Annotated in this window: 19 protein-coding genes and 1 tRNA gene; 14 read left to right on the top strand and 6 right to left on the bottom strand. The window is 55.8% G+C overall.

Going from position 1 to position 21,848, the window contains the following annotated elements:
- Positions 1 to 25: 25 nt before the first annotated feature.
- Positions 26 to 232: a zf-HC2 domain-containing protein gene (locus tag ACAM29_RS07785; RefSeq protein WP_175527667.1), complete on the bottom strand. Its 207-nt coding sequence runs from the start codon at positions 230 to 232 to the stop codon at positions 26 to 28.
- Positions 229 to 825 (bottom strand): sigma-70 family RNA polymerase sigma factor, encoded by a 597-nt coding sequence (locus ACAM29_RS07780; RefSeq protein ID WP_369623771.1) that lies wholly within the window; start codon positions 823 to 825, stop codon positions 229 to 231. Before ACAM29_RS07780 ends, ACAM29_RS07785 begins: the two co-directional genes overlap by 4 nt.
- A gap of 192 nt (positions 826 to 1,017) precedes the next feature.
- Here ACAM29_RS07780 and ACAM29_RS07775 point away from each other — a divergent pair, with 192 nt between their 5' ends.
- The 7 genes from ACAM29_RS07775 (at position 1,018) to ACAM29_RS07745 (ending at position 9,436) form a co-directional block, all read left to right on the top strand.
- The gene (locus tag ACAM29_RS07775) at positions 1,018 to 1,806 is read left to right on the top strand and encodes a metalloregulator ArsR/SmtB family transcription factor (RefSeq protein WP_369623770.1); all 789 of its coding nucleotides are present in this window, start codon (positions 1,018 to 1,020) and stop codon (positions 1,804 to 1,806) included.
- A gap of 26 nt (positions 1,807 to 1,832) precedes the next feature.
- Positions 1,833 to 3,158 (top strand): permease, encoded by a 1,326-nt coding sequence (locus ACAM29_RS07770; protein WP_369623769.1) that lies wholly within the window; start codon positions 1,833 to 1,835, stop codon positions 3,156 to 3,158.
- A 43-nt stretch (positions 3,159 to 3,201) separates the two neighbouring features.
- The gene (locus ACAM29_RS07765) at positions 3,202 to 3,432 is read left to right on the top strand and encodes a thioredoxin family protein (RefSeq protein WP_369623768.1); all 231 of its coding nucleotides are present in this window, start codon (positions 3,202 to 3,204) and stop codon (positions 3,430 to 3,432) included.
- 113 nt (positions 3,433 to 3,545) lie between these two features.
- On the top strand, positions 3,546 to 4,547 hold the full coding sequence (locus tag ACAM29_RS07760; protein WP_369623767.1) for an ArsJ-associated glyceraldehyde-3-phosphate dehydrogenase: 1,002 nt from the start codon (positions 3,546 to 3,548) through the stop codon (positions 4,545 to 4,547).
- Positions 4,548 to 5,789 (top strand): organoarsenical effux MFS transporter ArsJ, encoded by a 1,242-nt coding sequence (gene arsJ, locus ACAM29_RS07755; protein WP_369623766.1) that lies wholly within the window; start codon positions 4,548 to 4,550, stop codon positions 5,787 to 5,789.
- A 122-nt stretch (positions 5,790 to 5,911) separates the two neighbouring features.
- Entirely contained in the window at positions 5,912 to 7,528 is a 1,617-nt protein-coding gene (locus ACAM29_RS07750) for a methyl-accepting chemotaxis protein (protein ID WP_369623765.1), read from the top strand.
- A gap of 132 nt (positions 7,529 to 7,660) precedes the next feature.
- Positions 7,661 to 9,436 (top strand): SLC13 family permease, encoded by a 1,776-nt coding sequence (locus tag ACAM29_RS07745; protein ID WP_369623764.1) that lies wholly within the window; start codon positions 7,661 to 7,663, stop codon positions 9,434 to 9,436.
- Positions 9,437 to 9,466: 30 nt separating this feature from the next.
- Here ACAM29_RS07745 and nhaB read toward each other — a convergent pair whose 3' ends face one another.
- Entirely contained in the window at positions 9,467 to 10,978 is a 1,512-nt protein-coding gene (nhaB, locus tag ACAM29_RS07740; protein ID WP_091827115.1) for a sodium/proton antiporter NhaB, read from the bottom strand.
- Between the two features lie 195 nt (positions 10,979 to 11,173).
- Between nhaB and ACAM29_RS07735 the strand changes: the two genes are divergently transcribed.
- Positions 11,174 to 11,626, top strand: a complete 453-nt coding sequence (locus tag ACAM29_RS07735) for an NfeD family protein (protein WP_206840995.1) — start codon at positions 11,174 to 11,176, stop codon at positions 11,624 to 11,626.
- A gap of 60 nt (positions 11,627 to 11,686) precedes the next feature.
- Entirely contained in the window at positions 11,687 to 12,526 is an 840-nt protein-coding gene (locus ACAM29_RS07730; RefSeq protein ID WP_369623763.1) for an SPFH domain-containing protein, read from the top strand.
- Between the two features lies 1 nt (position 12,527).
- On the opposite strand, the gene ACAM29_RS07725 is transcribed toward ACAM29_RS07730, so the two are convergent.
- Positions 12,528 to 14,786 carry an EAL domain-containing protein gene (locus ACAM29_RS07725; protein ID WP_369623762.1) on the bottom strand — a complete coding sequence of 753 codons (2,259 nt, stop codon included), beginning with the start codon at positions 14,784 to 14,786 and terminating at the stop codon, positions 12,528 to 12,530.
- 155 nt (positions 14,787 to 14,941) lie between these two features.
- Between ACAM29_RS07725 and ACAM29_RS07720 the strand changes: the two genes are divergently transcribed.
- Together ACAM29_RS07720 and ACAM29_RS07715 are read left to right on the top strand one after the other, a co-directional pair.
- A complete protein-coding gene (locus ACAM29_RS07720) occupies positions 14,942 to 15,931 on the top strand; it encodes an amidoligase family protein (RefSeq protein WP_369623761.1) in 990 nt (329 codons plus the stop codon).
- Positions 15,904 to 16,584, top strand: coding sequence for a gamma-glutamyl-gamma-aminobutyrate hydrolase family protein (locus tag ACAM29_RS07715; RefSeq protein WP_369623760.1), 681 nt, complete (start codon positions 15,904 to 15,906; stop codon positions 16,582 to 16,584). The genes ACAM29_RS07720 and ACAM29_RS07715 overlap by 28 nt, the downstream gene beginning before the upstream one ends.
- A gap of 56 nt (positions 16,585 to 16,640) precedes the next feature.
- Here ACAM29_RS07715 and ACAM29_RS07710 read toward each other — a convergent pair.
- Positions 16,641 to 16,724: transfer RNA gene (locus ACAM29_RS07710), tRNA-Tyr, on the bottom strand.
- Positions 16,725 to 17,161: 437 nt separating this feature from the next.
- Here ACAM29_RS07710 and nrdA point away from each other — a divergent pair.
- The 3 genes from nrdA to yfaE all read left to right on the top strand — a co-directional run bounded on the left by nrdA (position 17,162) and on the right by yfaE (position 20,920).
- Complete coding sequence (nrdA, locus tag ACAM29_RS07705; protein ID WP_091827120.1) at positions 17,162 to 19,426, top strand: class 1a ribonucleoside-diphosphate reductase subunit alpha; 2,265 nt, start codon at positions 17,162 to 17,164, stop codon at positions 19,424 to 19,426.
- An 85-nt stretch (positions 19,427 to 19,511) separates the two neighbouring features.
- Entirely contained in the window at positions 19,512 to 20,642 is a 1,131-nt protein-coding gene (gene nrdB, locus ACAM29_RS07700; RefSeq protein ID WP_206841000.1) for a class Ia ribonucleoside-diphosphate reductase subunit beta, read from the top strand.
- 11 nt (positions 20,643 to 20,653) lie between these two features.
- Positions 20,654 to 20,920 (top strand): class I ribonucleotide reductase maintenance protein YfaE, encoded by a 267-nt coding sequence (gene yfaE, locus ACAM29_RS07695; protein ID WP_091827122.1) that lies wholly within the window; start codon positions 20,654 to 20,656, stop codon positions 20,918 to 20,920.
- A gap of 288 nt (positions 20,921 to 21,208) precedes the next feature.
- On the opposite strand, the gene nth is transcribed toward yfaE, so the two are convergent.
- On the bottom strand, positions 21,209 to 21,847 hold the full coding sequence (gene nth / locus ACAM29_RS07690; RefSeq protein ID WP_369623759.1) for an endonuclease III: 639 nt from the start codon (positions 21,845 to 21,847) through the stop codon (positions 21,209 to 21,211).
- Position 21,848 lies beyond the last annotated feature (1 nt).

The following is a 21,848-nucleotide window of genomic DNA, read 5'->3' as shown; positions in this document are numbered from 1 at the left end:
ATTAGTCGCGGCTCGGGCTGGAATATTACAGCTCGTCATCACAGTTTTTTTCAGTGGAGCTGCCCTTTGCGTACAGTCGAGTGATGTCGCGCAGTTCATGCATCTGTTGTCCAAAATTGCGGCAACCGGAACACATCATCAGGTGGACTTTCAGCTCGGCACGTTCTGCAAGGGTCAGCTCTCGATCCAGTGCCTGTGACAGCAGTGCAGTAGCCTGTCTGCAGTTCATCATGGTGTGTCTCCTTTCTGAAACCAGCCGTTATCGAGACATTGACGCAGCTTCATGCGCGCCCGATAGAGTGTTACGTTCAGGTTGTTTTCGCTGATTGACTCGGTGTGACAGATTTCGGTCGTGGACAGTTCAAGAAATTCGCGCATCATGAAAAAACGGGCAGAGTGCTCGGGCAAGGCGTTCAGGCAGATGTCGAATACCCGCCAGAAGTGGCTTCTCTCAATGTCCAGGTCAGGCTGCTGCCATTTAACCGGCCGCTGGGCGCGATGCCAGTGCCCGCGAGCGTTGAACAGGCTATCCATCCAAGCCTCATCGTTTGTATCGGTATCCTTGTCCTGACTGACATAGCGCTGTTGCTGCCGCAGCAGATCAACAATCTTGTGCTTGAGAACGGCAAACACCCAGGTTTTGAGGGCGGCCTGACGCTTGAAGGCCGAACCATTCTTGAGTGCGCCGAGCATGGCTTCCTGCACCGCATCCTCAGCCAATATCACGTCCTTCAATTGCAGAGTGGCAAATTTCAGCATCTGAAGGCGCAACTCTGCGAGGAATTCGGGATCTTGCAGCCCCAACAGGGCACTTTCATCTGACATGTCGGTATCGGCTCAATTAAACAACCTGCGTTTACGGTCTTTAGTCGTGCAGTAGTCGAAAAACTTACACATTATTTGAGATTAGCATGGCTGGTGATGCGGTTTCCCGTGACAATCCTCCCTATTGCCATATGAAACTTTACATATCCGTTTTTTCATATATTATGTTTTTTAAATGAAGACGGGGTAGATATGAAAACACGTGTCCTTTTCCTTTGCTCGGCCAACTCCGCCCGCTCACAGATGGCTGAAGTGCTGCTGCGTCATTTCGGCGGTGATCGATTTGACGTATTCAGTGCCGGCACAGAGCCCTCAACGGTCGATCCCCGTACCCTGGAGGCGCTGAAGGGCTTCGGACTGGAGGCTCAGGGGCTTGTCTCAAAGTCGGTTGAGAGCCTTGGAGATCAGCATTTCGATTATGTGATCAGCCTGTGCGACAAGGCGCATCGTGAGTGTCGATACTGGCCCGGCGGTGGTGTGGTGATGGCCTGGGATTTCCCGGATCCCAAGGCGAGCAATGATCCGAAAGCGTTTGAACGTACCCTGCAGGAGATCAGCGAGCGAATCCGTCTGTTCATGCTGGTGAACAGCAAGGACGTGAACTCGCAGGTGAAGGTGTTGCAGCCGCTGGAGTTCTACAAGTCACTGGCGGATGAAACGCGCCTGCTCAGCCTGCTGCTGATCGAGCAGGAAGGGGAGCTGTGTGTCTGCGAGCTGATGACTGCCCTGGACCTGCCACAGCCGAAAATTTCACGCCATCTTGGCCAGCTGCGCAAGGCAGGGCTACTGCTGGATCGCCGCCAGGGTCAATGGGTGTTTTACCGGTTGCATCCCCTGCTGCATGACTGGATGCGGGATGTGCTGCGCCAGACACGTGAGCACGGCACTCGCATGCTGCAGCAGCCACTGGCGCGTCTGGAGGCGATGGGAGATCGCCCAAGCAAGGGTGGCAATGTCTGCGGTACGGCGTTGGCCGGTTAATACATCTGAATACAGAGGTACCTGTCGTGTACAAGCAACTGTTAGGGCTCTATGACAGTAACCGGCGCGAGGGCAATCTGCTGTTTCTCATGCTGGCGGCCTTTCTTGCCATCTATTTTGTACCGGCGGGTACCGCGCGCTTTGACAACGCCGTACTTGAGGCAGTGCGTCTGACCAACTGGTATGCGCGTGAGCATGTCATCCTCTGTCTGCTCCCCGCGTTTCTGATCGCCGGCGCCATGGCGGTCTATATCAGTCAGGGTGCCGTGATGCGTTACCTCGGGCCTGATGCATCCAAGCCGGTCGCGTTCAGCGTGGCCTCCGTTTCGGGCACCTTGCTGGCGGTGTGCTCCTGTACGGTACTGCCGCTGTTCGGCGGCATCTACAAGCGGGGCGCGGGTCTTGGGGCCGCGATCGCCTTTCTCTATTCCGGCCCGGCAATCAATGTGATGGCGGTGGTGGTGACGGCCAAGGTACTCGGTGCCGAGATCGGTATCGCCCGTGCTGTGGGTGCCATTCTGTTTGCGCTGGTGATCGGCACCATCATGCATCTGATTTACCGCAGGGAAGAAGCCGAGCGCTCAGTGAAGAGCAGCCGAGGTTTTGAGGGCGAATCGAGCGATCGCCCTATGGGGGTTATTGTCGGCTTCTTTGCCCTGATGGTCGGTATTCTGGTCTTTGCCAACTGGGCGGCGGCCGACAGTGAGGCCTGGATGGCGGTGTATGAATGGAAGTGGCCGATCACCGCCGTACTGGCATCACTGCTGGCGGCTCTGCTGGTCTGGCGTTGGCACTGGCCGGCTCATCAGTTGCTGCTGTTGGGGGGCGTGGTCGTGACGGCGGCCTGGCTGGTGCCCGCGGCTCCCGAGCTGCCGTTTGCCATCGGTATTGCCGGCTTGATGATCATTGCAAGCCTGCGTGAGCAGGATCGGGAGTGGGCCGCACAAAGCTGGGACTTTGCCAAACAGATTTTGCCCCTGCTGCTGGCCGGGGTGTTTGTCGCCGGCTTTGCGCTGGGACGCCCGGGCAGTGAAGGCATCATCCCGTCACAATGGGTGGCGGCCGCCGTGGGTGACAACAGCTTGATGTCTACCATTCTCGCCTCTTTCCTTGGTGCCCTGATGTACTTCTCGACACTGACTGAAGTGCCGATTGTGGAGGCGTTGATGGGGGCCGGAATGGGCAAGGGGCCGGCGTTGGCACTTCTGCTGGCCGGTCCGGCATTGTCACTGCCCAACATGCTGGTGATCCGCACCATTCTGGGCACCGAGAAAACACTGGTCTACTGTGCACTGGTTGTCGTGATGGCCACCATCACCGGTTATGTATACGGCAATCTCTGGCATGCCTGAACAGGTCAGGTTGATCTGAAACGTTGAATATGAGGAAGACAGGATGAAATTCACCATTTACGGCAGTGGTTGTGCCAAATGCAAACAGTTGACCGAGAATGCCGAGCAGGCGGCGAACGCCAAGGGAATCCACTTCGAGATCGAAAAGGTCACCGATACCAATGCCATCATTGACGCAGGGATCATGCGTACCCCGGCATTGGCGATTGACGATGAAATTCTGGTCGAGGGCAAGGTGGCCAGCGCGGACGAGATTCAGAAACTGTTGGGATAAGCAAAAACGAAATGGGCATTTTTGAACGCTACATGACCCTTTGGGTCGGCCTTTGCCTTCTCGCTGGTAGTGCTGGGCAACCTTAAACCGATTTTCAATGAGGGAGTTACACCATGACCATGAAGGTGGGGATCAATGGTTTTGGGCGCATGGGGCGCCTGACCATGCGGGTGCTGTTTGAGCACAGCGACATCGAAATCGTACAGGTCAACGATCCGGCCGGTGATGCCACAACCCTGGCTCATTTGATGAACTTTGATTCAGTGCACGGACGTTGGCAGCACGAGGCGCTGGCCGAAAACGACGCCATGCTGATCGGTACGCAGCGTATTGCGATCAGCCGTAACAAGAGCATCGAAGAGACCGACTGGTCCGGCTGCGATCTGGTGATCGAAGCGTCCGGCAAGATGAAAAAGAAAGAGGTACTGCAGGCCTATCTGGATCAGGGCGTGAAGCGGGTAGTAGTCACCGCGCCGGTGAAGCAGGAGGGTGTGCTCGATCTGGTGATGGGGGTGAACGATCACCTGTTTGACCCGGCACAGCACCGGATCGTGACGGCCGCGTCCTGCACCACCAACTGTCTGGCGCCGGTGGTGAAGGTGGTTCACGAGCAGTTGGGGATCAAGCACGGCTCCATGACCACCATCCACGACATCACCAACACCCAGACCGTTCTCGACGCGCCGCACAAGGATCTGCGCCGTGCTCGTGCCTGCGGCATGAGCCTGATCCCGACCACAACTGGCTCCGCCACCGCGATCACCCATATCTTCCCGGAGCTGAAGGGCAAGCTGAATGGTCACGCCATTCGTGTGCCGCTGGCCAACGCCTCCATCACCGACTGTGTTTTTGAAGTCGCCCGCGAGACAACGGTGGAAGAGGTCAACGAGATATTGAAAGCCGCTGCCGAAGGTGAGCTGAAAGGCATTCTGGGTTATGAAGAACGTCCGCTGGTGTCGATCGATTACAAGACCGATCCACGCTCAGGCATCATCGATGCGCTCTCGACCATGGTGGTGAACGGTACTCAGGTGAAGCTCTATGTCTGGTACGACAACGAGTGGGGTTACGCCAACCGCACCGCCGAACTGGCGCTGAAGGTAGGACGCGCGTAAATGCTGAGCCGGCTTTCCCCCGCCATCCGCCAGTATCTGGTGGTCACCGGCAACTACTGGGCCTTTACCCTGACCGACGGTGCCCTGCGCATGCTGGTGGTGCTGCACTTTCACGGTCTGGGCTATTCGCCGCTGGAGATCGCGCTGCTGTTTCTGTTCTACGAAATCTTCGGCGTGATCACCAATCTGGTGGGGGGCTGGCTCGGAGCCCACCTGGGTCTCAACCGCACCATGAATATCGGTCTGGCGCTGCAGGTGATCGCCCTGACGATGCTGCTGGTGCCGGCCGCCTGGTTCACCGTGCCCTGGGTGATGGCGGCGCAGGCGCTGTCCGGCATCGCCAAGGATCTGAACAAGATGAGCGCCAAAAGCTCGATCAAGCTGCTGGTACCGGCGGATGCGCAGGGCACACTCTACAAATGGGTGGCGCTGCTGACCGGCTCGAAGAATGCGCTCAAGGGCGTGGGCTTTTTCCTCGGTGGTGCGCTGCTGATGTGGCTGGGTTTTGCCGGTGCCGTGGCGGCAATGGCCGTTGCGCTGGCCCTGGTGTGGCTATTGAGTCTGGTGCTGCTGAAGCAGGATCTGGGCAAGGCGAAACACAAGCCGAAGTTTCGCGACATCTTTTCCAAAAGCCGCGCCATCAACATACTGTCAGCGGCACGGATGTTCCTGTTTGGGGCTCGTGATGTCTGGTTTGTGGTCGCCCTGCCGGTGTTTCTGTCGCAGACACTGGGCTGGAATCACAGCCAGACCGGTGGCTTTCTGGCGCTCTGGGTGATCGGTTACGGCATGGTGCAGGCGCTTGCTCCCCGGCTGACCGGCAAGGCGGCCGGGAAGGTGCCTGACGGCGCTGCGGCGGTTGTCTGGGTCGCACTGCTGGCGCTTTTGCCGGCCATGATAGCGTTGGGACTCCTGTACGAACTGAATCCTGATGCCGTGCTGATCGGCGGCCTGTTGCTGTTCGGTGCAGTCTTTGCCGTCAATTCGTCGCTGCACAGTTATCTGATTGTGAGTTACGCAGGCAGTGACGGCGTATCGCTGGACGTGGGTTTTTACTACATGGCTAATGCCATGGGGCGTCTGATCGGTACGCTGCTGTCCGGCTGGGTATTCCAGTTGGCAGGTATGGGTAGCAGCGGTTTGCAGGCTTGCCTCTGGATTTCGACCGCCATGCTGGTCACGACGCTATTGATCTCCCTTGGTTTGCCACGGTTAAAAGGGCCTGACCTCGCACGCCGTTGAGCGTTATCAAGTACTGATTGAGCGCTGCAGCCGGTGAGTTAATAGACCCGTCGGTGGTGCTGTCATCAAACAGTCATCCCTCAGACATATCCTGCCGAGCGTAGTATGCATTTGGAGTCATTATGCTTGGCACAGTCCGTTTTCGTATTCTGTTTTTTGCCTTCCTCTGCGTGCTTGCGCTGGCCGGTCTGGCTACGCTGGCCTGGAGTATCATTATCAAGGCTGAAGAAGCCTCCAATAACCTGATCCACACCAGCTTGGAGGAAACCTGGCTGCTGGTGGATCTTGAGCAGGATCACCGCAAGCTGCAGGACCTGTCCTATAAAACCAAGGCCCAGCTGTTGCTGTGGGATGAAATTGAACCAATCCATGCCGAGTTGAAGCAGGCGCTACCTAGCCATTGGAAACGTATCGAAGACAATGCCGGGCTCAATGACTGGGCTCAAGCGCATCAGGCCGAGTTTGATCGGGTAATGTCCTACCTGGACTCCATGGCCAAGGGCATCGGTGAAAAAAGCTACTACCGCGTCGGACAGGTGGTGGACTTTGATCTGGTACCGGCACTGGAGCCCATGCTCAAGGCGATTGCTGAGCGCCAGCAAACCAGTCGCGATGGACTGTCCCTGGCCGCAGAGGAACTGTTGACGTTTCTTGCAAGTCAGCAGAATTATCTGTTTGGGGGCTCAATTCTGTTTCTGGTGATCGTTGCCAGCATGACGCTTTGGCTGCGTCATACCGTCATTCTGCGGCTGCAGCGCATGGAGCGGGACCTGAGCGCCATGGATCGCAACAGTGACTTGAGCGGTGTGCCAATGGTCGATGGCAATGATGAAGTGGCCGGCGTGAATCGGGCGTTAAGTGGTTTGGTACAACGCTTTGAGCACTTTGTTGGTGACGTCAGAACGGCTGCCAGCGGTTTGACCGAACGCTCCGCCCAGCTGGATCGAGAGGCGGAAACCCTGCACAGCACGTCAACGCAAACGCGTCGATTGATTGATGATGTAAACCAGTCCATGAACAACATTGCGAATCAGTCCACCGCCATCGAAGCGGCCAGCGAGCAGTCCGCCAATACAGTCCGTGAAGCACTGGCAGCCAATACGGAAGCACAGCAGGGCATCCTCAGCAGCGAGCAGGCAGCAGATCACGCGGTCAGTATTATCAACCGGGTCAGCGAGTCGATTACGACCCTGACCGAATCCAGTGGCCGAATCAGCCAAGTGATCAGCATCATTGCAGATGTTGCCGAGCAGACTAACCTGCTGGCCTTGAACGCTGCCATTGAGGCTGCTCGTGCCGGTGAGCATGGGCGAGGCTTCGCCGTGGTTGCAGATGAAGTCCGGGTACTGTCACAGCGCACCTCGGATTCCACCCGTGACATACGTCAGTGGGTTGAAGAGCTGGTGGCCGGTGTAAAAGAGGTTGAGCAACAATTGGGTGGCATGCGTGATGCCGGTAGTCAAAACCGATCCCATATTACGGCTCTGCGCGCGTTCCTGGAACGGCTGCAGGAGCAGTTTGTTGAACTGGAGAGTCACAGCTCCGGTATCAGTGATGCAATCGCGACTCAGCGTGATGAAACCGGCCGTGTAGGTCGCCGGGCACAGGCGCTGGAAGAGAGTGCCGATTCACTGGTGGCAAGCGTTGGCAGCGCACGGGAAGTCAGTAATGCCCTGCGTCAGGAATCGGACTCCATGCGTGGCCTGATCGCTCGTTTCAAGACGTCGGTAGATGCTTGAGATGCGTTACAGGCAGCGCGGGAAGTTGATAATTTATATTCTTTAAACGAATAAATTTGTTATTTATTATTCTTTTATAGAATCAAAATAACCCTGTATCTTGGTGGTTTTTAACGGATACGGGTTATCGCTGTGGAGTGGCAGGGCTGGTTTGCACTGAGTTTGATGGTTACGGCACTGGCCGTACTGATACTGACGCGCATAGGGCCGCACATCGTGATGATGGCGGTGCTGGCACTGCTCAGTATCAGCGGCGTGCTGAGTCCCAATGAAGCGCTGTCCGGTTTTTCCAACTCTGGCTTGATAACCGTTGCCTGCATGTTTGTAGTAGCGGCCGGAATTCACTCTTCCGGCGGTGTCGACATGCTGGTCAACCGTGTACTGGGCAAACCGAAAGGGGTGCGTGGTGCATTGGCCCGCATCTTTGCGCCGGTGGTGCTGCTCAGCGGCTTTCTCAACAACACCCCCGTAGTAGCGACCATGATTCCGGCGATCCATGCCTGGTCGCGCAAGATCAATATTCCCGCATCCAAGTTGATGATTCCGCTCAGCTACAGTGCCATTCTGGGCGGTACGCTGACGCTGATCGGAACCAGCACCAATCTGGTCGTGAACGGTCAGTACCAGGAGCTGACCGGTGAAGCCGGCCTGTCGCTGTTCTCGATTACCGCCGTTGCGCTGCCGGTGGTACTGGTTGGCCTGGCATTTATCTGGCTGGTGTTTCCGCGTCTGCTGCCGGATCGCAGTGAAAAACGCGCTTTTGCCAATCTGCGTGAGTTCACCCTTGAGGTGGCCGTGGCGCCCGGTGGGCCGCTGGTGGGCCAAAGCGTGGAGCAGGCGGGGTTGCGCAGTCTGGATAGGGTCTATCTGGTCGAAATTGAGCGCAACGGCAATATCGTGACCGCAGTGCCGTCCGAAGAAAAGCTGCGCGACGGTGACAGACTGGTGTTTGCTGGCGATACCGAGGCCATTTCAGACCTGCTGCGCATCAATGGAATCATCCCCTCGCCGGAAAACGGCCACTCCGATACGCTCAACCTGGACCGTGCCGAACGCAGTCTGGTTGAAGCGGTGGTGTCACCTCACTGTGACGCCGTCGGTCACGCAATCCGTGATGCCCGTTTTCGGGATCGCTACGGTGCTGTTGTGTTGGCAGTAGCACGCAATGGGGAACGGGTACAGGGCAACCTGGGCAATATCGTTCTGGAAGCTGGGGATACTCTTCTGCTTGAAGCACGTCCGGCCTTTGTGAGTCGCCAGCGCTACAACAAGGATTTCCTGTTGATTAACGACCTGGACAAGTCCCAGCCACGCCATGAGCGTGCCTGGCTGGCCTGGGGTATTCTGGCCGCGATTGTGCTTGCCGCCGGTACAGGTGCGACCAGTATGCTCAATGCGGCGCTGGTGGGCGCCGGTTTAATGGTAGTGACCGGTTGCTGCAGTGTATCTCAGGCAGAAAAGAGCCTCGATCTGACCGTGATTTTGACCATCGCAGCGTCCTTTGCACTGGGGGCTGCGCTGCAGAAAACCGGTGTGTCAGGCTGGATCGCCCATGCGATTGTCGACCTGAGTGCAGGAACGCCTTGGCTATTGTTGTTGCTGACTTATCTGGCTGTTTCCATCCTGACTGAAATCATCACCAATAATGCTGCTGCCGTTCTGATGTTACCGATCGTACTGGAGGTGACTGAACGTGCCGGTCTGCAACATGAGCCGTTCATTTTTGCCATCATGATTGCCGCTTCAGCCAGTTTTGCGACCCCGCTTGGGTATCAGACCAACCTCATGGTGTATGGTCCCGGTGGCTATCGGTTCAGTGATTTTCTCAAAGTTGGAGTGCCCATGAACCTGCTGATCGGTGCGGTTACGCTGACCACATTGCTGCTGGGCTGGCCGCTGGTGCGTTGATGCGCTCGCCTCAGGGCGAGCGCAAAGCCTTCAAGCCTTGATGAACAGCATCACCGACAGCAGTCCTACCCCGCCCAACACCACAGTGTAAGGCAGAGCCATGATCACCATGCGACCATATGATAACCGTACCAGTGGTGCGATGGCCGAGGTCAACAGGAACAGGAAGGCGGCCTGGCCGTTGGGCGTGGCAACGCTGGGCAGGTTGGTGCCGGTATTGATAGCAACTGCCAGACGATCAAAATGCTCGCGGCTGATAGCGCCGTTATCCAGTGCCTGCTTGATTTCGCTGATATAAACCGTGGCGACAAACACGTTGTCGGAGATCATCGACAATACGCCGTTGGCGAGGAAGAACATGCCGGGCTGTTGCTCTGGCGGCAGTGCCAGTACTGCCGCGATAATTGGACTGAACAGGTGCTGCTCGTGAATGACTGCCACAATGGCGAAGAAGACCACCAGCAGTGATGTGAAGGGCAGTGCTTCCTGAAAGGCCTTGCCGATCTGATGCTCGTCGGTTACGCCGTTAAAAGAGGTGATCAGGATGATCACCAGCAGGCCGATAAGGCCTACTTCCGCCAAGTGCAGGGCCAGTCCGACGACCAGTATGGCGGCAGCAACTGCCTGAACGATCAGTGCGGCTTTTTGGCTCTGGGTACGCTTGGCGCGCTCGGCATCGGCAAACTCCTTCAGCACCTGCAGAACGGGACGGGGCAGCTTGACGCCGTAGCCGAACAGCTTAAATTTCTCCAGCAGCACGCAAGTGATCAGCCCGGCCGCCAGTACCGGCATGGAGATAGGGGCCATCTTAATAAAGAAGTCGGCAAAATCCCAGCCGGCTGTTTTGGCAATCAGCAGGTTCTGTGGCTCGCCGACCAGCGTACATACGCCCCCCAGGGCGGTACCAATGGCACTGTGCATTAGCAGGCTGCGCAGAAAGGCGCGAAAGCCTTCCAGATCATCCCGATGCAGGTCAACCACTTCCTGATCGCTGCCGTGGTCGTGTGTATTGTGCTGATGTCCCTTGCCGGAAGCTACCTTGTGGTAAACGGAGTAGAAGCCCACCGCTACGCTGATGATGACGGCCGTGACGGTGAGTGCGTCAAGAAATGCGGAGAGCAGGGCGGCGGTCATGCTGAACATTAGCGCCAACAGGTACTTGGAGCGCACATGCAGCAGAATATTGGTAAAGGTCACCAGCAACAGGCTCTTCATGAAATAGATCCCGGCCACCATGAACATCAGCAGTAGAATGACCGGCAGATTGGTCTGAATCTCTGCATAGAGGGTTTCAGGTGAGGTCATGCCCAACAGCAGGGCCTCGGTGGCGAGCAATCCGCCAGGCAACAGCGGGTAGCACTTGAGTGCCATGGCCAGTGTGAAAATAAATTCAGCGATAAGCAGCCAGCCGGTCGCCTGAGGGCCAAACAGCCAGAGACAAACCGGATTGATGATCAGGAAGAGTACAATTGTCTGCTTGTACCAGGCAGGGGCATTGCCCAGAAAATTGTGCGCCAGCGCACCGGGTGTGCTCGTCGACATGGCAGGTTTCTCTCTCAGCCGTAAGGGCTGTCATGCAGTTTGAGTTGTTTTTATCGCGGCGAATTATACGCCGGGTTTAATAATATTGCTGCACCTGCGTAATATCAGAGCATCCTCAATTAGTGCTAATCATATCGACCTGCTATGGCAGGCGTTGCATAATCCCTTTTACCTCTTTCCATACAAGGACGCATCATGGAGTTTCAGATCGAATACTGGCACTGGGTCGTGTTTGGCATGCTGCTGATATTGGCCGAGTTGGTGGTGCCCAGCTTTACCATTTTCTGGTTTGGGCTTGGTGCTCTGCTGATGGCGCTGATGGTCTGGTTGCTGCCTGAGCTTACACTGAACCTGCAGCTGGTACTGTGGGCGATCGGGTCGGGTCTGTTTGCGCTGGCCTGGTTTCGACTGTTGCGACCCATGATGCGAGACCGAACCAAAGCCGGTATTTCACGTGAGGCGGTACTGGGTGAAACCGGGCAGGTGATAGAAGCCCCGCAAGCCGAGCGGCGAGGGCGAGTCAGATTTACCACACCGGTACTGGGTGATGATGAATGGGAGTTCATCTGTGAGCAGCCGGTCGAAGTGGGTGATCGAGTGGTGATAACGGAAATTTCCGGCAACACTCTGATTGTCAGAAAACGCTGATACAACCAAACCTTCAAGTGATTGCATGAGGATAAACGGATGCTGATCGATGGATTGACAATGGCTGGAGTATTTCTGGCTCTGGTAGTAATCACCCTGTTTCTGGGTGTCAAAATCGTGCCTCAGGGCAGTAAGCATGTGGTGCAGCGGCTGGGCAAGTACCACAAGACGCTGGGACCAGGGCTGAACATCATTTTCCCCTATATTGATACCGTGGCCTACAAGGTGACGACCAAGGATATCGTGCTGGATATTCCTTCACAGGATGTGATCACGCTCGATAATGCGGTGATCATCGCCAATGCTGTGGCCTACATTAATATCGTGTCGCCGGAAAAGGCGGTCTACGGTGTTGAGGACTACCGCTTTGCGATCCAGAATCTGGTGCAGACGTCGCTGCGCTCCATTGTAGGCGAGATGAATCTGGACGAGGCTCTGTCCAATCGTGACAGTATCAAGGCCAAGCTCAAGGGCGCGATCTCCGACGATATTGCTGACTGGGGCATTACCCTGAAAACGGTCGAAATTCAGGATATCAATCCGTCCCAGACCATGCAGACAGCGATGGAAGAGCAGGCGGCAGCCGAACGTCAGCGCCGCGCCACTGTCACCCGAGCCGGAGGCGAAAAGGCCGCCGCCATACTGGAAGCGGAAGGACGACTGGAAGCATCGCGTCGTGATGCCGAGGCCAAGGTGGTATTGGCGGAAGCCAGTCAGGCTGCCATCGAAAAGGTGACCTCAGCGATCCAGGGCAACGAATTGCCGGTGATGTTCCTGCTTGGTGAAAAGTATGTGGATGCGATCAAGGAGATGTCAGCGGGTGAGAATGCCAAGATCGTACTGCTGCCCGGCGACATCCCGGCCGCTGTCCGAGGCATTATGGGTGGCATGAGCAAATAGCTCAGATCTGGTAGTTCCACCGCTCCGGCTGCTCGGTATTGTCAAACAGATCAGGAATCTGTTCTGCCGGTACCGGGCGACTGAAAAAGTAGCCCTGATACTGATGGCAGCCAAACTCGGCCAGCATGGCCAGCTGATCGGCATCTTCAACCCCCTCGGCAATGACTGTCAGGTTGAGGTTGTCTGCCATGGAGATGATGGTGCGACAGATGGTGGCATCATCAGGATCAACACAGATTTCACGCACGAAGGACTGATCAATCTTGAGCTTGTTAAGCGGGAAACGCTTGAGGTAGCTCAGGCTTGAGTAGCCGGTACCGAAATCATCTACGCTCAGGTGAACCCCCATTTGATCCAGTTGCTCCAGCAGTCGGATGGTCTGGTCCACATGTTTCATGATGATACTTTCGGTCAGTTCCAGCTCAAGTTGGCTGGGGTCAAGACGGTAGCGTTTGAGGCAGCGTGCTACCTTGTCACAAAAATGGGCATCATCCAGCTGGGGCGCCGACAGGTTGACCGACACTCGCAGGTCCAGCCCTTGCTGTTGCCACTGCTGCAGCTGGGCACAGGCGCGCTCCAGTACCCAACTGCCGATCTCCGTGATCAGTCCGTTCTCTTCAGCCAGCGGAATGAAATTCGCGGGTGATACCATGCCGTGGCCTGGCCGTTGCCAGCGAATCAATGCCTCAACGCCGATAATGCGACCGCTCTGAATTTCGATTTGAGGCTGATAGTGCAGCTCAAATTCCTCGTGGCGCAGGGCCTGGAACAACGCATTTTCCAGCTCAACGCGTTCACTCTGCTCATTATCGAGTCGGTGATTGTAAAAGTGGTACCGGTTGCGGCCGTTCGCCTTGGCACGATACATGGCGGCATCGGCATGCTGAATCAGTGCCTGAGGCGTATGGCCGTCTTCCGGGTAAACCGCCACACCGATGCTGGAAGAAATTCTGAACTCCTGTACCCCCACCCGAAAAACCGGCACCAGTGCCGCCTGGATGCGCATGATCAGCTGTTCAATGCGGCTGCGCGGTTTGATGTCATTGAGCATGATGACAAACTCATCACCACCAATGCGTGACAGGGTACCCTGCTGCCCCACTGCCTGCCGCAGTCGCTCGGCCAGGCTGCGCAAGAGCATATCGCCTTCGTGATGACCGAGGGAGTCGTTGATGTGCTTGAAGCGATCCAGATCTACGAATAGGACTGCCAACGCGTCTTGACGGGTGTGGGCCTGTACAATTTGTTCCTCTAGCCGGCTCTCGAACAGGCCTCGGTTTGGCAGGCCTGTGAGGCTATCGTGCTGAGCCAGATGGCGGATGCGCTCTTCCGCAATCTTGCGCTCCTCTATCTCGCGGTGCAGGCTGGAGACCACCTGTTCCAGCTCACGAGTGCGTTCCTCAACTCGCTGCTCCAGCTGCTGGCGAGCGGTGACCAAAGCCGTCTCGGTCGCCTTGCGGTCGGAAATATCCATGATGATCCAGATGGCGCCCTTGCTCAGGTCGCTCGGGTCTACCGCCTTGCTGCGAACGTCACACCAGAACCGGGTACCATCCTTGCGGATCAGTTCCATCTCTGCTTCAAAGGCGCGGCCTGAAGACAGCACCGCATTGTAACGCTCTCCCGCCGCTTGCCAGATCGACTTGTCGGCGTACCAGAGCTGGGAACTGACGCTGATCAATTCGTCAGTTTCATAGCCCAGAAGCTCGGCAAAACGCCGGTTACAGCTGGCGACATGACGGTTGTGCAGGAAGACGATGCCCACCATGGCATGGTCCAGAATTAACTGTTGTTGACGCGTAATCTGTTCCAGTGAATCTGCCGCATGACGCTGCTGATCGATATCGTCAACGATCCAGATGGAGCCCTGTTCGGGACTGGAAGGGTCGATCATTTTGCCGGTAACGCGGCACCAGAACGGTTTGCCGCTGGCGCGGCGCATCTGCAGTTCGGTACTGAAACGCTTGCCTCGGGCAAGAGAGGGATAGGCTTCAACGCCGAGCTTGCGAAAACTGAGGTTATCTGGATACAGCTGTTCGCTGCTGGTGCCAACCAGTTGGTCGGCGCTGTCGTAGCCGTAAATTTCGGCAAAGCGCTGATTGCAGCGCTGAATCTGGCGCTGCAGGATAAAACAGATGCCAACACTGGCGTTGTCCAGTATGACACGCTGTTCGTTCAGAATCCTCATCAACTCCTGCTGGCTTGGCAGAGTGAGGTTGTTGCGGCTGTCGTGTGTAGGCTTGTTGTTATCGTTTGTCATTACCGTTTCAAACCGGTCCTGAATTACCTGTTAGTGCAAGACTAGCACGAAGCTGGCAGATACTGCATAGCACTAAAGCCGATTACAGAGTCTTTGCATGGAGCAATACTTGCGTTAGGGTGAAATGAACACTGCCTGACAACTGGAGGTAGCCCATGCCAACGGCGTTTCGCATGCCAGCGGTGATTAACAGGGATGACGGCCAGATGCGCCGAATCGGGTTTGAGCTTGAGTTTACCGGGCTCAATGTGGATGAAGCGCTGGTGGCGATGCAGCGGGTGCTGAAGGCCGAGGTGGAACAGGTCTCGGCTGCCGAGCGCAAGCTGAAAGCGGATTCGGGCAGCTATAATCTGGAGTTGGATTGGGCGTTGCTCAAGCGCACGGCCGCCGAGGCGCAGCAGGCCACTGATTCGGATCAGCCCGAACCCGAATGGGTCGGAATGGTTAGTCAGGCAGCTGCATTGCTGGTTCCGGTCGAGGTTGTTTGCCCCCCCTTGCCACTGGATAAGCTGGACGAGCTGGATGCACTGGTTGATATGCTGCGCCGCTCCGGAGCAAAGGGAACCAGTGACTCGCTTGTGGCGGCTTTGGGTGTGCATATTAACGCGGAACTGCCCGCGCTGGATGCCGAAACCATCACGGCCTATATTGTGGCCTATAGCCTGCTGCAATGGTGGCTGGTTGAGTCTCATGCGGTCAATATTGCCCGCAAGATCTCCCCTTATGTTGACCTGTACCCTGAAGCTTTCATTCGTGAGCTGCTGGAGGCTCCAGATACTGACCTTGACTGGCTGTTCGAGCATTACCTTACGCATAACGCTACCCGCAATCGGGCGCTTGACCTGCTGCCCCTGCTGTCGCATCTCGACGCTGATCGAGTGCAGGCGAAAGTGCCGGATGATCGCATCAAGTCTCGGCCAGCATTTCACTACCGCCTGCCCAACTGTGAGATTGAAAACCCGGCCTGGTCGTTGGCAAACGAATGGAACAAGTGGTGGGTGGTTGAGCAGTTGGCGGCGGACGCTGAAGCGAGAGCCGAGCTGAGTCAGGCCTGGTTGCAGGCTTACAGGCCTCTGCTGGGAGTCAATCGAAAACAGTGGGTTCTACAGGTGGATGGATGGCTGCAGCAACGCGGGTGGCAGTAACCGGTAACAGTCGGCGCTGGTCGCCCTCTTGGTGGTGCACCCGATTGGCGCTGCGTCTGGCAGGCGCTGAGGCGGTGCGGGTCAGTGTACGCCATGAGGTACCCGAAACTGCTGTCGATGCCCTGATCATCGGGGGCGGTGATGACATCAGCCCCGAGCATTATGGTGGTGAGCTGAGTGAGCCGGTGCGACTCGATCCGGAGCGGGATGAGCTGGAGATGCGCTGGATTCATCATGCGCTGGATACCGGTTTGCCGATGTTGGGCATCTGCCGTGGCTCTCAGCTGATCAACGTGGTGCTGGGGGGGCAGTTGTATCAGGACATTCGTCACCTGCGCCGTTTGACCTATAACCGTCCCGGGCTGTTGCCCACCAAGCAAGTACGGCTGGAACAGGGCTCGGCACTGGCGCGTATCTGCGAGCGCGAAAAGCTGCGTGTGAACAGTCTGCATCATCAGGCGGTACGCGTACCCGGAGATGGGCTCCGTGTGGTAGGGCACGATCTGGATGAGTTGACACAGGCGGTAGAGTCAACGTCAGGACAGCCGATTATCGGCGTGCAGTGGCACCCGGAGTATCTGTTTTACCTGCCGTCACAACTGCGCCTGTTTCGTTGGCTGGTTGAGATGGCACAGGTGGAAAAACAAAATTGACGGCGAAAACAAAAAAGCCCCACCGGTTAGGGCAGGGCTCTTTCGTTTGAATCAGATGGTGGTGGGAGGTGGATTCGAACCACCGAAGCTCGCGCGTCAGATTTACAGTCTGATCCCTTTGGCCACTCGGGAACCCCACCAAAGAGCTGCGCATTCTAATGATCACGCCGGTGCTTGTAAAGCCGCACTTTCCTGAGATTGATCAGGCTTTTTAGGCTATGCAGTTTTTTCTTGATGATGGTTTTTCATATGAAAAAAACTCATTTTCGAGCTCGCTCCCCTGTAGCCCCTGCCATACCGCATTTGTGGCCGCCAGCCGGCGCTGGCTACACTCCAAACGTCTGAAAATCAAGATTGAAATCTTTCCTCTAATATCTATATTTAGTGCCCTGTAAGCAGTGCCACACTATATATAGTGCTTTCCGTCTAAAAAGTGATCAGGCGTTCTCATAGAGTGCGTACTGATAGCGACACATGCTGTCACAGCCACGGGCCGGGCTGGGCGGGCTGCTTCAGGGAATACAGGCAAGCATCACGCCTGAACGACAACACTGACTGAAACTGGGATGAGCGTCATATGCAGCAGAATCTGATGGTTACCAAACGTGATGGACGCCGCGAGCCGATCGACCTGGAGAAGATCCATCGCGTGATAATCTGGGCTGCCGAAGGGCTCGAAAACGTTTCGGTTTCTCAGGTTGAGCTCAGTGCTCACCTTCAGTTTTACGAGGGCATCAAAACCTCGGATATTCATGAAACGCTGATCAAGTCAGCTGCCGATCTGATTTCGGAAGAGGCTCCCGACTATCAGTACCTGGCTGCACGTCTGGCGATTTTCCATCTGCGCAAACGGGCCTTCAACGACTTTGAGCCGCCGCATCTCTATGACCACGTTGTGCGCATGGTCGAAGATAACCGTTACGACCGTCACCTGCTTGAAGATTACAGCCGTGAAGAATTTGACGAGCTGAACGCCTATCTTGACCACAGCCGTGACATGAACTTCAGCTATGCGGCCGTGAAACAGCTTGAAGGCAAGTATCTGGTCCAAAACCGTGTCAGTGGCAAGATTTTCGAAAGCCCGCAGCAGCTGTACATGCTGGTATCGGCCTGCCTGTTCTCCAATTATCCGCGTGAAACACGGCTGGGTTACGTTAAGCGGTTCTATGACGCGACATCCCTGTTCAAGCTGTCGTTGCCGACGCCGATCATGGCTGGGGTGCGTACTCCAACACGCCAGTTCAGCTCCTGCGTATTGATTGAAGCCGATGACAGCCTTGACTCCATCAATGCCACAGCCGCGGCTATCGTCAAGTATGTGTCCCAGCGTGCCGGAATCGGTATCAATGCGGGCCGCATTCGCGCCATTGGAAGCCCGATCCGTAACGGTGAAGCATTCCATACCGGCTGCATACCGTTCTACAAGCACTTCCAGACTGCCGTCAAATCCTGCTCTCAGGGTGGGGTGCGTGGTGGTGCAGCCACATTGTTCTATCCGATCTGGCACCTGGAGGTTGAATCCCTGCTGGTGTTGAAGAACAACCGAGGTGTTGAAGAGAACCGCGTACGTCACATCGACTATGGGGTGCAGATCAACAAGCTGATGTATCAACGCCTGATTAAGGGTGGCAATATCACCCTGTTCAGTCCGCATGAAGTACCGGGGCTGTATGAAGCATTCTTTGCTGATCAGGACGAGTTTGAACGTCTCTATGTGCAGTACGAGCAGGATGAGTCGATTCGTAAGAAGACCATCAAGGCGGTTGAGCTGTTTGGGCTGATGATGTCCGAGCGTGCCTCTACCGGTCGTATCTACGTGCAGAATGTAGACCATTGCAACACGCACAGCCCGTTTGACCCGGCCGTGGCGCCGGTGAAGCAGTCCAACCTCTGTCTGGAGATTGCACTGCCGACCAAACCGCTGAAAGACGTGAATGACCCCGATGGCGAGATCGCACTCTGCACCCTGTCAGCATTCAACCTGGGTGCGCTGGCCAACCTGGATGAGCTGGAAGACCTGGCGGATCTGATCGTGCGTGCGCTGGACAGTCTGCTGGACTACCAGGACTACCCGATCCCGGCCGCCCGCAACGCTACGATGTCACGACGTACGCTGGGTGTGGGCGTTACCAACTTTGCCTACTACCTGGCCAAAAACGGTGTGCGTTACTCTGATGGCAGTGCCAACGGCCTTGTGCACCGTACGTTCGAGGCGATTCAGTACTATCTGCTCAAGGCATCCAACCAGCTGGCCAAGGAGATGGGGCCTTGCCCGAAATTCAACGAGACCACCTACGCCAAGGGGCTGCTGCCGACTGATACCTACAAGCGTGATGTCGATGACTACTGTCAGGAGCCGTTGCACTACTTCTGGGAGACGCTGCGCGAGGACATTCGCGAGTTCGGTCTGCGTAACAGCACACTGACGGCGTTGATGCCATGCGAAACCTCCTCCCAGATCACCAACTCCACCAACGGTATCGAGCCGCCACGTGGTTTTGTATCGGTGAAGGCGAGCAAGGACGGCATCATGAAACAGGTGGTGCCCGAGTATCTTGAGCTGAAAAACCAGTACGAACTGCTCTGGAGCATCCCGAACAACACTGGCTATCTGCAGCTGGTGGGTATCATGCAGAAGTTTGTTGACCAGTCGATCTCGGCCAACACCAACTACGACCCGTCCAAGTTCCCGGGCGACAAGGTGCCGATGAAGCAGCTGCTTCAGGATCTGCTGACAGCCTACAAGAACGGTGTAAAGACCCTTTACTACCACAACACCCGTGACGGTGCCTCTGATCAGGCTGACGACGGTGGTTGTGAAGGCGGAGCCTGCAAGCTCTGATCAGACCCTCTGATGTTCATGTTTCAACAGGCGCTCACAACCGGTGAGCGCCTGATCAGGTTTTGTTTTTTTCAGGAAAGCACCGATGTCATATTCCACTTTCAGTCCGAGTAACCACGACGCCACACGTGAACCGATGTTTTTCGGTCGCCCGGTCAATGTGGCGCGATATGACAAACAGAAATACCCGATCTTCGAAAAGTTGATCGAAAAACAGCTCTCTTTCTTCTGGCGTCCCGAAGAGGTCGATCTGACCAACGATCGCAAGGACTTCATGGACATGCCGGACCATGAGAAGCACATCTTTCTCAGCAACCTGAAGTACCAGACTCTGCTGGACTCGGTTCAGGGGCGCTCGCCCAACGTGGCGTTTCTGCCGGTAGTGTCTCTGCCGGAGCTTGAAACCTGGTTTGAAACCTGGGCATTCAGCGAGACCATTCACAGCCGCTCCTATACCCATATCATCCGCAACATTATTACCGAGCCGTCTGAGGTGTTTGACACCATCGTGACCAATCCGGAAATCATCAAGCGGGCCGAAACGGTTACCCGACTGTATGACGAATTTATTCAGCTGGTCAGTGTCTACTCCGTGCATGGTGCTGGTGTACACCAGATCAACGGCGTCAGCTACGATGCTTCACTGTACAACTTGAAGAGAAAACTTTATCTGACGCTGGTTTCGGTGAATGTACTGGAAGCGATCCGCTTCTACGTCAGCTTTGCCTGCTCCTTTGCCTTTGCCGAACGTGCCCTGATGGAAGGCAATGCCAAGATCATCAAGCTGATTGCGCGTGATGAGGCACTGCATCTGACCGGTACCCAGCACATGCTTAATCTGATGGCATCAGGGGCGGAAGACGCGGACTTCAAACAGATCGCGGTTGAGTGTGAGGAACAGGTTTACGCCATTTTCCGTGAGGCGGCGCAGCAGGAGAAGGAGTGGGCCGAGTATCTGTTCAGTGAAGGCTCCATGATCGGTTTGAACGCACGTATTCTGGGCGACTATGTCGAGTACATCACCAACGTACGCATGAAGGCGCTGGGCTTGAATGAAATCTTCCCGGCGCGGCAGAATCCGCTGCCCTGGATGAATGGCTGGCTGGTCAGTGACAACGTGCAGGTGGCGCCTCAGGAAGCGGAAATCAGTTCCTATCTGGTCGGACAGATCGACAATGATGTCGGCAGTGACGATTTTGACGGCTTTGACCTGTAAGCGAGGGATGCATGTCAGGTATTCCACGAATCAAGGTCAGCAATTACCACACATTCTTCTATCAGTATGAGTTTTCTCTGCTGGATGCGCTTGAGTCACAGGAGATTCCTGCCCCCTACAACTGCCGGGGTGGTTACTGTGGCTGCTGTAAAGTGCGCCTGCTGGATGGTGAAGTGGAGTATGTGCAGGATAGTCTGGTAGATCTTCAGGGCGATGAAATACTCACCTGTTGTTGCCGACCGAAGACACATATCGAGATTGAATTGCCCGAAGATTGAACCGGGTCACAAAATCGACATGAAGTGAAAGAAGCGCCTTGACAGGGCGCTTTTTTTTTGAACTTGTGCACATGCTTGAGGCACACTGACTGAGGCCGGTGCATAACCCGTTTCAGCGAAGACGTATTGCTCTATTGACATATGTAAGCTATTGTTTTTTATGGATTTGATCGAAAGCTGACGTTTTTCTTACCAATTTGCTGAAGGCCTCGAATTACGCTGGATTGAGCCATTCTTCCCAATAGTACTAACAGTTTTATCCACAGAAATTGTGGGTAACGAAAGGGGCTATTCGAGCTCCGTTTTCTGCTTGTATTCACATAAATCTTCAATCACGCAGGCACTGCAACGAGGCTTGCGTGCCGTGCAGACATAGCGTCCGTGCAGGATCAGCCAGTGGTGTGCATCCACCAGAAAGGGTTTGGGGACATGGCGCAGCAGTTTTCGTTCGACTTCCAGTACGGTCTTGCCTGGGGCGATACGAGTGCGGTTGGCGACGCGAAAAATATGGGTGTCTACCGCCATGGCGGGCTGGCCAAACGCCGTGTTGAGGACCACGTTGGCAGTCTTGCGGCCAACACCGGGCAGCTTCTCCAGCTCGGCGCGTGTCTGAGGGACTTCGCTGTTATGCTCTTCAATCAGGATGCGGCAGGTCTTGATGACGTTTTCGGCCTTGGTGTTGAACAGACCGATGGTCTTGATGTACTGCTTCACACCATCCACTCCGAGGGCCAGAATGGCTTCAGGCGTATTGGCGATGGGATAAAGCTTGCGGGTAGCCTTGTTGACGCTGACATCGGTTGCCTGTGCCGACAGCATGACGGCAATCAGCAGCTCAAAGGCGTTGCTGTATTCGAGTTCGGTTTCAGGGTTGGGGTTTTCGGCCTGCAGGCGGCTGAAAATCTGGTATCGCTTGTCGGCATTCATC

Source organism: Marinobacterium sp. BA1 (assembly GCF_041155135.1).
Classification (GTDB): Bacteria; Pseudomonadota; Gammaproteobacteria; order Pseudomonadales; family Balneatricaceae; genus Marinobacterium; species Marinobacterium iners.
The sequence above is the reverse complement of the archived record's forward strand: the minus strand, read 5'-3'. Positions and strand labels throughout refer to the sequence as shown.